This window comes from Candidatus Arthromitus sp. SFB-mouse-NL, from assembly GCF_000709435.1.
GTDB lineage: Bacteria > Bacillota > Clostridia > Clostridiales > Clostridiaceae > Dwaynesavagella.
Map to the genome: position 1 here is coordinate 1,374,666 of NZ_CP008713.1, position 12,607 is coordinate 1,387,272.

General features: G+C 27.7%; 12 protein-coding genes. 2 read left to right on the forward strand and 10 right to left on the reverse strand.

The window, feature by feature from the left end:
* Positions 1-22 precede the first annotated feature (22 nt).
* The 7 genes from SFBMNL_RS06555 to SFBMNL_RS06585 all read right to left on the reverse strand — a co-directional run bounded on the left by SFBMNL_RS06555 (position 23) and on the right by SFBMNL_RS06585 (position 6,879).
* On the reverse strand, positions 23-1,048 hold the full coding sequence (locus tag SFBMNL_RS06555) for a glycosyltransferase family 4 protein (protein ID WP_005805352.1): 1,026 nt from the start codon (positions 1,046-1,048) through the stop codon (positions 23-25).
* Between the two features lie 81 nt (positions 1,049-1,129).
* Positions 1,130-1,759 (reverse strand): uracil phosphoribosyltransferase, encoded by a 630-nt coding sequence (gene upp, locus SFBMNL_RS06560; protein WP_042294940.1) that lies wholly within the window; start codon positions 1,757-1,759, stop codon positions 1,130-1,132.
* Position 1,760: 1 nt separating this feature from the next.
* Positions 1,761-2,234, reverse strand: coding sequence for an arsenate reductase/protein-tyrosine-phosphatase family protein (locus SFBMNL_RS06565; RefSeq protein WP_042294941.1), 474 nt, complete (start codon positions 2,232-2,234; stop codon positions 1,761-1,763).
* Between the two features lie 12 nt (positions 2,235-2,246).
* Positions 2,247-3,329 carry an L-threonylcarbamoyladenylate synthase gene (locus SFBMNL_RS06570; protein ID WP_007441126.1) on the reverse strand — a complete coding sequence of 361 codons (1,083 nt, stop codon included), beginning with the start codon at positions 3,327-3,329 and terminating at the stop codon, positions 2,247-2,249.
* Positions 3,330-3,360: 31 nt separating this feature from the next.
* Complete coding sequence (gene prfA, locus SFBMNL_RS06575) at positions 3,361-4,437, reverse strand: peptide chain release factor 1 (RefSeq protein WP_042294943.1); 1,077 nt, start codon at positions 4,435-4,437, stop codon at positions 3,361-3,363.
* A gap of 90 nt (positions 4,438-4,527) precedes the next feature.
* Positions 4,528-6,261, reverse strand: a complete 1,734-nt coding sequence (prmC, locus tag SFBMNL_RS06580) for a peptide chain release factor N(5)-glutamine methyltransferase (RefSeq protein WP_042294944.1) — start codon at positions 6,259-6,261, stop codon at positions 4,528-4,530.
* Between the two features lie 33 nt (positions 6,262-6,294).
* Positions 6,295-6,879, reverse strand: a complete 585-nt coding sequence (locus tag SFBMNL_RS06585) for a thymidine kinase (protein WP_005805344.1) — start codon at positions 6,877-6,879, stop codon at positions 6,295-6,297.
* A 187-nt stretch (positions 6,880-7,066) separates the two neighbouring features.
* Here SFBMNL_RS06585 and rpmE point away from each other — a divergent pair, with 187 nt between their 5' ends.
* Positions 7,067-7,282, forward strand: coding sequence for a 50S ribosomal protein L31 (gene rpmE, locus SFBMNL_RS06590; protein WP_007440357.1), 216 nt, complete (start codon positions 7,067-7,069; stop codon positions 7,280-7,282).
* 44 nt (positions 7,283-7,326) lie between these two features.
* On the opposite strand, the gene rho is transcribed toward rpmE, so the two are convergent.
* Positions 7,327-8,730 carry a transcription termination factor Rho gene (gene rho, locus SFBMNL_RS06595; RefSeq protein ID WP_042294947.1) on the reverse strand — a complete coding sequence of 468 codons (1,404 nt, stop codon included), beginning with the start codon at positions 8,728-8,730 and terminating at the stop codon, positions 7,327-7,329.
* Positions 8,731-8,901: 171 nt separating this feature from the next.
* Complete coding sequence (locus SFBMNL_RS06600) at positions 8,902-10,512, reverse strand: CTP synthase (protein ID WP_042294949.1); 1,611 nt, start codon at positions 10,510-10,512, stop codon at positions 8,902-8,904.
* 249 nt (positions 10,513-10,761) lie between these two features.
* Between SFBMNL_RS06600 and SFBMNL_RS06605 the strand changes: the two genes are divergently transcribed.
* Positions 10,762-11,883, forward strand: coding sequence for an MGDG synthase family glycosyltransferase (locus SFBMNL_RS06605; RefSeq protein WP_005805340.1), 1,122 nt, complete (start codon positions 10,762-10,764; stop codon positions 11,881-11,883).
* A gap of 32 nt (positions 11,884-11,915) precedes the next feature.
* Here SFBMNL_RS06605 and SFBMNL_RS06610 read toward each other — a convergent pair whose 3' ends face one another.
* Positions 11,916-12,578, reverse strand: a complete 663-nt coding sequence (locus tag SFBMNL_RS06610; RefSeq protein ID WP_042294951.1) for a stage II sporulation protein R — start codon at positions 12,576-12,578, stop codon at positions 11,916-11,918.
* Positions 12,579-12,607 lie beyond the last annotated feature (29 nt).

The following is a 12,607-nucleotide window of genomic DNA, read 5'->3' on the forward strand; positions in this document are numbered from 1 at the left end:
TCTCCTTCAAAATATAAATTAATTATTCATCCTTCTTCAGTTGAAAAATATCAAGCTTAACCATTAAATAAATAACATAAATTACACTAATAATTAACAGAAATAAGAAATTGATCCTATTTGATATGACCATGAAAATAGCTATTACACTAAATATAATCTCAATAAAATACATAATAATAACTGCCTTAGGATGCGAATTACCCAATCTTATTAACTTATGATGTACATGACCCTTATCAGCCTGCATTATAGGTAAATTTTTCAATTTACGTCGTATTATTGAAGTTATAGTATCAAATAATGGTACCCCACAAATAATCATTGGAATCAAAATAATAAACTCTCCATTTATGGTATTACTTCCATCTATTAAAATAACAGACAAAATAAACCCAATAAATTGAGCTCCAGAATCACCTATAAATATCTTGGCTTTATAAAAATTATAAGGAAGTATACCAATTAGCGTACCACATAAAACAGATGATATAATAGCACTAGATAAATTCCCAGATATCACACTTATTATAAAAATAGTTATAAACACTATAAGTGAAATACCTGCAGCTAAACCATCTAACCCATCTATCAAATTAAATGCATTAGTAAGCACTATTACCCATATAAACATCAAGGGTATTCCTAAAAAATCTAATGAATATGTACTACCCCCAGGTATAAACGTTATATCCTTTATATAAATATCATTAAATACCAAAATACTAATAGCAATAATCTGAATAATCAGCTTTTCTTTTGGTTTAATAGGATATATATCATCGATTATGCCCCCAATTAAAATAATAGTTGAACTAACTATTATCCTAAAATGATTATTATCAATAAATGAATTTTGCAAAGTTAGTGTTATAAGAAATGATATATATATAATTATTCCACCCAAAAAAGGCATTGGCGTTCCATGAACCTTTCTCGTTTCCCTAGGAATATCTAAAAACTCAAATTTAAAGGAAATATTCATAAATAATGGCGTCAAAAACAACGATATCATCATACTAAAAATAAATAATGTTATATATTTCATAAAATCATCCTAAATATCTCATTTTAAATATGTACTTATAATTTCCAATAAATTCAAAAATTATTCTGATACGTATTAAATCTAATGCGTTCCAAATATCCTATCACCAGCATCTCCTAATCCAGGAACTATGTATCCCTTTTCATTTAACTTATCATCAATAGCTGCTGTATATATATTAATGTCATCAAATTTAGTTGTTATTTTATTCAAACCCTCTGGAGATGAAATTAATGATAAAACATTTATATCCTTAACTCCCTTTGCTTTTAAAATATTTATAGAGTCAATTATAGATCCTCCAGTCGCAATCATTGGATCTAATAACATAACTTTTGTATTCTCAATTCCACTTGGTAGTTTAGAAAAATACTCTACAATTTCAAGTGTATTTTCATCTCTATAAAGTCCGATATGTCCTACTTTAGCACTAGGTATAACTTCTAAAATCCCATTTAACATTCCAAGACCTGCTCTTAAAATAACCACAAATGTTATATTTTCTTCCTCTATCATTTTACCTGACGTAAATGTTATTGGTGTTTCAATCCCTTTATCCAACATTTTAATATCTTTAAGTGCCTCATAACCTAAAAATACCCCAATTTCATCACATAATTTCCTAAAATCACATGTACATGTCTCTTTACTTCTTAACTGTGTTAACTTATGCTGTATTATCGGATGCTTTATTTCAAAAACATTTTTCATTTTATCCTCCAAATTCATTTAATTTATCTAATACTTTGTTTAATAAATAATCAAGTTTAAGTAATGTACCCCTATATATCTCTATATCACCCATGTAAGGATCAACTATATCACAACATTCATCAACAAATTCCGAAATTGTAAATAATTTATTATCCTTTACACAAAAATTGCTTTCTATAAATTTTTTATGATCTCTTGTAACTGCTAAAATAATATCACAATTATCTATAATTTTACTATCTAATAATTTACTTTTTCTATTACTATCAAATTTCTTATTATAAAATTCTTCTAAAACCTTATTGGCATTAGATGAAATATAAGTTGATTCATCTGCCATAATACCTGCAGATTCAATTCTAAATGATTTCAAATCATTTTCACCAAATCTATCCATAATTTTTTCTCTAAGGATAATTTCAGCCATAATACTTCTACAAGTATTTCCAGTACAAACAAATAATATATTCATCAAATACCACCCCTACAAAGTAATTAACCTATGTCCAGCCGCCTTAAGAAGCCTATTCATAATAGCATTAGAAAAATCATCGCATAAACATTCACTAACTATAAAGTCACATTCTAAATCATCAAACTTCCTTATACTCTCAAATAAATTCCTACTTAATTCTAAATAACTATCTCTACTTCCAACAACTACAACTTTAAGAATATAATTTAATGTTTTATTTAATTCATCATAAAATTTATAATTTTCTCTTAAACACAGAACACCTATAATCTTATAAGAATTTACTCTCTCTTTTATATACTTACCTATACTATTTAAATCTGATTTTAGAATAATCATCTCTCCCTTAGGTGCATAATGTCTATACTTCAATCCTGGAGATATAGGTTTATCCTTAATAAATTTATCATTAATTTTACCATATAATTTTGCATTAGGTATAACATCTTTTATATCATTAATTGTAACATATCCTGGTCTTAAAACTACAGCCTCATCATTAACCATACTAATAACAGTAGATTCAAGTCCTATATAACTTTGCATACCATCTATAATAAAACTAACCTTTCCATTCAAATCATCAAAACATCTTTTTGCACTAGTTCCACTAGGTTTCCCAGAAATATTTGCAGATGGTGCTGCAATTGGAAATCCACTTTTCTCAATTAAATCAAGTGCAATTTGATGATTTGGCATCCTAAGCGCTACAGTATCAAGTCCTCCAGTAGTTTCATAGGGCATTATTTCCTTTTTTTCTAAAATTATAGTTAATGGTCCCGGCCAAAATTTATCTATAAGTTTATACGCACCATATCCTATATTCTTTGCATACCTTGAAATCTCCTTATCTGCTATATGTACAATCAAAGGATTATCTCTTTCCCTACGCTTAATGTCAAATATTTTTAATACTGCATTTTTATCTAATGCATTAGCTCCAATCCCATATACAGTTTCTGTTGGAAATACAATAATCTCACTATTCCTTAAAGCTTCTATGCATAAATTGTATTCCTTCTTATCATTATAAAAATCTACAATCTTAGTTTCCATACAAACACCCATATATGTATATGAATTTATCGCCATAAGAAAAATCTTATGGCGATAAATTCAAATACTATATACTTTCTCCCATTTGCTTCATTTTTTCTGATTGATCCTCTGTTATAAGTCCTTCAATTATTTCATCAATATATCCATCCATAAAACTATCTAACTTATAAATTGTTAACCCTATTCTATGATCGGTAACCCTACCTTGTGGATAATTATATGTCCTTATCCTCTCACTACGATCTCCAGATCCAACCTGACTTTTCCTATCTTCAGCAATAAGCTTTAATCTCTCTTGCTCCGCAATTTCAAATAATCTAGCTCTTAAAAGTTTCATTGCCTTTTCTTTGTTTTTTAATTGAGATTTTTCATCCTGACATGATATAACTATTCCACTTGGAATATGAGTAATCCTAACAGCTGAATCTGTCGTATTTACTGACTGACCACCATTACCAGATGATCTAAATACGTCTATCCTCAAATCATTTTGATTTATTTCAACATCAACATCATCAACCTCAGGTAAAACTGCAACTGTTGCAGCTGATGTATGTATTCTACCAGAAGCTTCAGTATCAGGTACCCTCTGAACTCTATGTACTCCACTCTCATATTTAAGCTTACTATAGGCCCCACTACCTTTGATCATAAATACAATTTCCTTAAATCCACCTATATCAGTATCATTTACACTTATCATTTCTATTTTCCAACGTTTATTTTCTACATATTTAGAATACATCCTAAATAAATTCGCAGCAAATAGAGCGGCTTCATCCCCTCCAGTACCTGCTCTTATCTCAACGAACACATTTTTTTCATCATTTGGATCTTTAGGGAGAAGTAAAATTTTCAACTCATTTTCAATAGTTATCTTATTATTTTGCAATTCTTTAATCTCTTCCTGAGCAAGTTCTCGAAACTCTTTGTCTTCTTCATCATCTAACATTTCTTTACTATACTCTATATCATCCAAAACTTTTTTATACTCTCTATACTTTAATGTAATAACCTCAAGTTCCGAATGATCTTTACAAAGCTTTTGCCATTCTTTCTGATTAGACATAACCTCGGGATCGCTTATTTTGATAGACAATTCTTCATATTTTTGCTCTAAAAAATCTAACCTTTGAAGCATTTAACTTTCAACTCCATGATCTTTATTTCATCTAGTTAATTATTATAAGTTTTATTTGTATAAATTTCAACAATAAATGATATTATAACCCTACTCAATTTTAGATTTATAATATCCAATTATAACCCTATCATGCTCATTAATATCTTTATAAATATCTATATTTACAAAATTATTATTAGTCATTATATACATAATATCAAACGCCTTATTATATGGTATTTCAAATGCAATAAATCCATTATCAACCAAAACTTCCTTAGCTTGCTCACAAATTTTTCTATAATACGATAAACCATCATCACCACCATCTAAAGCTTCATGAGGTTCATAATCCTTAACATCCTTCATTAAATTCTTTATATCTTTACTTTTTATATATGGAGGATTTGACACTATACCATCAAGCTCTAATCCATTTTTTATAAAAAATTCTAACAAATCACTCTTAACAACATAGCTCCTATCCTTCAAATCATGTATATATATATTTTCCTCGGTAACTTTTAGAGGAATTTCGTAATTATCTACGTATGTACAATTCACATTCTTATTATTTTTTTGTATAGATATCCCAATAGCACCACTCCCTGAACACAAATCACATATACTTAAACAATTCTCATTATTATTTAAAATTTCTAAAACTTTATCTACAATTATTTCGCTGTCAGTTCTAGGAATTAAAACACCCTCTTTAACTATGAAATCTATTCCATAAAATTCTTTCTTTCCTACCATATAAGCAATTGGTTTCCCATTTTTTCTTTGCTCAATTAAATCTAAATATTTCTTCTCATCTTCCTTAGAAACCTCAACCTCACTCGTAAATACTTGTGTTGGCGTAATACGCAAACAATATTCAATTATTAATCTAGAATCTAATGAATAAGACTCTATATTCGCATCTCTTAATATCGATCTACCCATCAAAAACAATTCTTTTATAGTATTTTTCACTTTTATACCTTCTGATATTTTCAATGCAATAATTGCAACTTCTATCTCATCATCTTTAGGTTCCTTAGTCGTAAATTGTTGAATAAGCTTTGAAATACTAAAAAGCATAGATGAAAAAATACTTTCGCTTCTTTCCATATAATCTAATATTTCATAAGATATCCCAATTACAATTGGAAAAATTATTAATTCTATCAATATATTAATTAAAAAATTATATCTCGGTATAATAAAAAACAACATTAAATAACAAATCAATATGTAAATTATAAAATTAGTTCCACATCTCTTATGAAATCTTGATGATTTTTTTACATTTTCTACAGTTAATTCACCCTTACTTTCATAACAATTAATAACCTTATGCTCAGCCCCATGATATCTCAAAATTTTAGATAATTCAGAGCTTGATGATATTCCCATAATATACGCAAATATCAAAATCAATCTAATTATAAATTTAATAAAAGATATCAATTGAATATTTTTAATAGATAGAATTATAAATACAATAAATTCAGGCAAAATAAAAAAAATAAACATCAAAAATATACTGCTTAAAACAAACATTAATACTCTATTTCTTGTAATTACCTTTATAAAACTATTGGAAATATTAGATTTACCATTTTCACTACTAATCTCCCATAAATTTAAATTTTTCACACTATCTCTTATAGTATTTATAAAATTAATCATACCTCTGATAATAAATATTTTTTCAATACCAGAAGGTTCTACAATACGTTTTTCTCTAGTTTCTATATCTATTCTCCCGCTTAATTTCCTTCGAACAATTGCACTACATTTTCTTCCAGTCATGATTATTCCGTCTATAAGTGCTTGTCCTCCCAATCTTTTCAACTGTCACACCCCAAACTTTCAACAATATTAATATTATATATCATAAACTTCTCTTCTTTTAATAAAACACTTACCACACAATGGTTCATAAGTCACATCTTTTTCACCATCTATCGCACACTGATCTCCTGAAAAAACAAACTTTCCGTTAATTTTTCTTCCATTAGTTATAGCCTTTTTCCCACATTGACATATTGTTTTGAGTTCCTCTATAGAGTGAGCTATAAGTAATAATCTTTCACTACCTTCAAACCCATTCATCAAAAAATCCGTTCTAAGTCCATAACAAATAACTGGTATATCCCAAATAATACTTATCTCAAATAATTCATCAATCTGGAATTTCTTCAAAAATTGAACTTCATCTAAAATAATACAATCAACATTATCTCTAAATGGTTTCAATAAATTCTTTAAACTCTCTGTCTGTGAAATTAAAAAATCAACCTCTCTATCTATTCCAAGACGAGATACAACTTTGTTATCTCCCTTTGTATCAATGCTCGGTTTTAACAATAAAACTTTCATTCCTTTTTCTTCATAATTATGTGCTACTTGAAGCATAGCTGTAGTTTTTCCTGAATTCATTGCACCGTACCTAAAATATAATTTCGCCATAATTCATACATCCCCTCCTATAATGTTAATTATACGTACAAATCAAAATATTTAAAGAATAATTTTAAATAAATATTTAAATAAGAATACCTGCTCATATAAAATTACTTTTGCTCTTATTGACTAATTTTATTTATATATGATAGAATACAGAAAGGTGTATAATGAAACGAAAGAGGTATATGTAATGAAACAAAGTATTCACCCAAATTACAATAACAATGCCGTGGTTAAATGTGCTTGTGGAAACACATTCACAACAGGCTCTGTAAAAGACGAATTAAAAGTTGAAATTTGTTCCAATTGCCATCCTTTCTTCACTGGCAAAAATAAAATTGTGGATATTGGTGGTAGAGTTGAAAAGTTCAGGAAAAAATTCAACATCAAATCTGAAGATAACTAAAAAACCAAAAGGACCTTTCTTAAAAAAATTTAAGAAAGGTCCTTTTATTTATTATCATCTTTATCAATTATGGCTTTATAATAATCAATAAATTCTTTATTATTCCTAGTATTCTGGAATACCTTTATTAAACTCTCTATTATATTTTCAGAGTTCCCCTCCCTATGCATTATTCTTCTAAGATAGAAAGATATTTCCCTTTCATCATTTGTAAACAATAAATCCTCTTTTCGAGTTCCTGATTTATATATATCAATACTTGGAAACAATCTTCTTTCTTGCAATTTCCTATCTAAATGAACTTCCATATTACCTGTACCCTTAAATTCCTCAAATATCATATCATCCATCCTAGATCCTGTATCAACAAGAGCTGTCGCAAGTATCGTAAGGCTCCCACCTTGTTCAAAGTTTCTTGCAGCACCAAAAAACTTTTTAGGTATTCTCAATGATCCAGGATCAAGCCCCCCTGATAGAGTCCTACCTGTAGGTACAATTGTTAAATTACATGCCCTAGCAAGTCTCGTTAAACTATCCATTAAAATAAACACATCTTTCCCATGTTCAACCATACGCTTAGCTCTTTCAAGTACCATTGTAGCAACTTTAACATGTTGATTCGGTTCCTCATCAAAAGTAGAATAAATAACTTCCCCACCTTCAATTGTTCTTTGCATATCAGTAACTTCCTCAGGCCTTTCATCTATAAGGAGAATTATTAATTTTATATCTTCATTATTTTTCAAAATATTCTGTGCTATTTTTTTTAATATACTTGTCTTACCAGCTTTAGGTGGTGCAACAATCATACCACGTTGTCCTTTACCTATAGGACATATTATATCCATTAATCTAGTCGATAAATCACTTCCATCTCCACTCTCAAGTTTTAATCTCTCATTTGGATAAATAGGAGTAAGTTCCTCAAAATTCTTCCTCTTTATCGCCTCGTCTGGTAAAAATCCATTAATCTTCTCGACATATAAAAGAGCTCTATACTTTTCACCATCTTTAGGATCTCTAACTTTACCTATTATATGATCCCCAGTTTTTAAGTTAAATCTTCTTATTTGAGAAGGAGAAACATAAACATCTTCCATACTAGTCAAATAATTCTTTCCTCGTAAAAATCCAAAACTATTATTATCATTTATTTCCAAAACACCATTAGCATTCTCAGAATTTAAAATCATATCCTGAAATTTATCTAATTTATCCCCACTATTTTCAGTGTTAATATTACAATCTTGTTCAGTAGATTTAACCATCTTCGACTTTATTTTTTCAACCAAAATAACACCATCTTTTTCAATTATAGTTGGAGATAATTCAGAAATCCTATGAATAAGATCATCCTTTTTTAATTTAGAATAATTTTTAATATCAAGAGTCCTAGCGGATTGTCTAAGCTCTGATAAAGACATTTCTTCTAATTTCAAAATATTCATATATTTAAATATTTTACAATAATAAATTTATTGTAAAATCCTCCTCTCAATTTAAAAAATATGTCTCTAAAAACAAGGTAATTTTATAAGAAAAGATTCAAGAAAGGCATTTCTAAAAGGATATATTTTATAAAATATAATTATAAAATTACTTAAAATTTGTCAACAAATTTATCTTAAATCCTTATATTCTTTACTGTATCTTATGAAATCTACAAATAGTGGATGTGGATTATTAGGCTTTGACTTAAGCTCAGGATGGAACTGAACTGCAACAAACCACGGATGATTCTTAATTTCAACAATCTCTACCAAATCATTATCAGTATTTATACCAGATAATATCATACCATTATTTAAAAACAATTCTCTATACTCATTATTAAATTCATATCTGTGCCTATGTCTTTCGTATATTATTTCAGAATTATAAGCACTATAAGCTTTAGAATCTTTGTATAACTTACACTGATATGATCCGAGTCTCATTGTACCACCAAGATTTTCAATATTAACTTGATCAACCATTATATCTATAACTTTATGTTTTGAATCCTTATTAAACTCAGATGATGTAGCATCTTTAAATCCTAAAACATTTCTTGCAAATTCTATAACAGTACACTGCATGCCTAAGCATATTCCTAAAAACGGTATATTATTTCCCCTTGCATACTTTATTGCAGAAATTTTACCTTCTATACCTCTATCCCCAAATCCTCCAGGAATGAGTATACCATTAACACCCTTTAAGGAATCAAAAACATTTTCTTCTTTAACACAAGACGCATTAATCCATCTTATTTTTACATTAACTTTATTTAAATATCCTCCATGATTTAAAGATTCAACTATAGATATATACGCATCATGAAGCTCTACATATTTACCAACAATTGCAATTTCAACATCATCTTTAATTGACTTTATATTGTCAACAATACCAATCCACTCAGAATTATCTATGTCCTTCGTATGAATATCTAGTGATTTACAAACCTTCTCATCAAATCCTTCCTTATGCAAAAGAAGAGGTACTTCATATAAATTACTCGCATCTAAATTTTGAATAACATTCTCTTGAGATACATTACAAAATAAACCAATTTTTCTTTTAAGATCACTAGATAATTCCTTCTCCGTCCTGCAAACTATAATATCTGGCTGAATACCTATACTCCTTAACTCTTTTACTGAATGCTGGGTCGGTTTTGTTTTAAGTTCTCCAGCTTTTCCTAAAAATGGTACAAGTGTTACGTGTACATAACAAACGTTATCAGAACCTATATCAAACTTAATTTGTCTGATACTTTCCAAAAAAGGAAGAGATTCTATATCTCCAACAGTACCTCCAATCTCTATAATAATAACATCATATTTATTATCTTTAGATAAATAATAAACAAAATCCTTTATTTTATCTGTTATATGTGGAATTACTTGTACAGTTCCTCCTAAATAATCTCCTCTTCTTTCTTTTGATATAACCTCCCAATAAATTTTACCGGTAGTTATATTATTATCTTTTGTGAGACTTTCATCAATAAATCTTTCATAATGCCCTAAATCTAGATCAGTCTCAGCCCCATCATCAGTCACAAAAACTTCCCCATGTTGATATGGACTCATAGTTCCAGGATCTATGTTTAAATATGGATCAAATTTTTGAATAGATACCCTAAGACCTCTATTTTTTAAAAGTCTTCCAAGAGATGCTGCTGTTATACCTTTCCCCAAAGATGAAACAACTCCTCCAGTTACAAATACAAATTTACAACTCATAATTTCCTCCTAAAAAACTACATTTAAATAAAATAATTTGTAAGATGTATATAAATGTTTTATTTTAATTAAAATAATCTCACTACAAAAATAAAATAAAGCTATAACAATCCTAGTTTTACATTTTAATTAATTATATTGAAACTTAAATAAAATATCTATATAATTAAGCATAAAAAAGTATTTTTTTAGTGTAAATATCAAATAAACGATGCTTATAAATTATATTTTTTGAGGGATATTAATAAAATGAATATTTTAATTTTTACGTCAGATATAGGTGGTGGCCATATAAAGGCTGCCGAAGCGATTTATGAACACATTAAATATAAAAATTTAAACTATACTGTAAAAACACTAAACACAATAGATAATATTAATCCATCGTTTAACAAATTACTAACATCCTCTTATAGTGAATGTATTAAGAAATACTCAAATTTATATGGAAAAATCTATTATTATGCTGAAAAAAATCATACTCCCTTAGACGTTTTTTATTCAATTTTAAAAAGTTTATCCAAAAAACTACTTCCAATTATATTGGATTTTAAGACTGATATAATGATTTCTACTCATCCATTCTCAACTCAAATGGTATCATATCTAAAAGAGCTTGGAAATATACCCGAAATTAAATTAATTAATTTATTAACTGATTATGGACCACATAGATTTTGGATATCTAACAATGTAGATGCATATATAACGGCAAGCGAACAAATGACTGATGATATGGTACAAAGAGGAGTGGATAGAAATATAATTTATCCGATTGGTATACCTGTTAGTGTTAACTTTTTAAAACCCTATGATAAAAAAGATGTTCTTAATACTATAGGTTTTAATGAAAATTGTTTCACCATACTAATTATGTCAGGTAGTCTAGGAGTTGACTATGTAATTAAAATATTTAAGCTTCTAATAACAATAAATAGAAACCTCCAAATAATTATCATAGCCGGACGTAATGAATATTTATATAAAAAATTTAAGCGTATTATTTCAAATTATACCGGAAATTCTATAAAATTCCACCTACTTGGTTTTACTAAAGAGGTCAGTAAATATATGAGTGTTTGTGATGTCATAGTTACAAAACCTGGTGGACTTACACTTACAGAAGCCATTTCTTCAAATCTTCCTATAGTATTTTTTGATGCTATGCCTGGACAGGAAGAACTAAATGCTGATTTTATCATAAAAAATAATATAGGTATGAGAATAACACAAAATCAAGAAAGTATTAACAAATTTGTTGAATTAATAGATAACTCTGAAATTTTAACCTCACTAAAAAATAATACTAATAAGATTAAAAAATTAAATTTCATAGAGAACTTATCATCTATAATAAATAATCTTAGATAAAATTTAAGCTATACTTATTTAAATAGTGTAGCTTAAAATATTTTTTTAAAAAACCCTTTTACGATCTCAATTATTTTAAAAGATACCTTAACTTCATTCACACGACTTACCCTTGATTTATCATTTGAGCTAAAAACTTCAGAATCCTTTTTATTACTTTTTATTATAGATGGAATAGAATCTATCTTTTTATCATCACTTTGTATAAAACCTATACTCGAAAATAACAAACTCCAAAAATTTTTACCAGATGCCTGTCCTATATTCAATATAAAATAATCATATATGCCTTCAGGAATTATATAAGATCCATACACTCTTTCATCAAAATATTTTTTACCAATATCTATGGTAACCTCATCATACACTCTATAATCATTAAGAACATTTATAGCAATTTCCCTTATTTTGTTTAAATTTCCCTTTAAATAGTCAATATTATCAGATTTACTTGATTTTAATTTTGAATCTTTTTCAAGATAATCCATAATTTCATCCTTAACAGCATTTTTAACATATTGATCAAAATCTAAATCACTATTAGCTATAAAATGAAATCTTATTATATTTTCACTCAATTCTTCATAATCAAGCTCTATTAAATTCTCTCTTGACTTAACACATACCTTGTCCATATTTAAAAAATTTAAGCTTAAAATAAATACCATAAAAAATAAAAATTTGATAAATTTCATAATTACACCTCAAGGTAATTGTTACATTT

What these genes read in the sequence shown, in the direction of transcription:
- SFBMNL_RS06555 (WP_005805352.1), bottom strand. Translation starts at nt 1,048, where the DNA reads ATGAAATATATAACATTATTTATTTTTAGTATGATGATATCGTTGTTT.
- upp (WP_042294940.1), bottom strand. Translation starts at nt 1,759, where the DNA reads ATGAAAAATGTTTTTGAAATAAAGCATCCGATAATACAGCATAAGTTA.
- SFBMNL_RS06565 (WP_042294941.1), bottom strand. Translation starts at nt 2,234, where the DNA reads ATGAATATATTATTTGTTTGTACTGGAAATACTTGTAGAAGTATTATG.
- SFBMNL_RS06570 (WP_007441126.1), bottom strand. Translation starts at nt 3,329, where the DNA reads ATGGCGATAAATTCATATACATATATGGGTGTTTGTATGGAAACTAAG.
- prfA (WP_042294943.1), bottom strand. Translation starts at nt 4,437, where the DNA reads ATGCTTCAAAGGTTAGATTTTTTAGAGCAAAAATATGAAGAATTGTCT.
- SFBMNL_RS06585 (WP_005805344.1), bottom strand. Translation starts at nt 6,879, where the DNA reads ATGGCGAAATTATATTTTAGGTACGGTGCAATGAATTCAGGAAAAACT.
- rpmE (WP_007440357.1), top strand. Translation starts at nt 7,067, where the DNA reads ATGAAACAAAGTATTCACCCAAATTACAATAACAATGCCGTGGTTAAA.
- rho (WP_042294947.1), bottom strand. Translation starts at nt 8,730, where the DNA reads ATGAATATTTTGAAATTAGAAGAAATGTCTTTATCAGAGCTTAGACAA.
- SFBMNL_RS06600 (WP_042294949.1), bottom strand. Translation starts at nt 10,512, where the DNA reads ATGAGTTGTAAATTTGTATTTGTAACTGGAGGAGTTGTTTCATCTTTG.
- SFBMNL_RS06605 (WP_005805340.1), top strand. Translation starts at nt 10,762, where the DNA reads ATGAATATTTTAATTTTTACGTCAGATATAGGTGGTGGCCATATAAAG.
- SFBMNL_RS06610 (WP_042294951.1), bottom strand. Translation starts at nt 12,578, where the DNA reads ATGAAATTTATCAAATTTTTATTTTTTATGGTATTTATTTTAAGCTTA.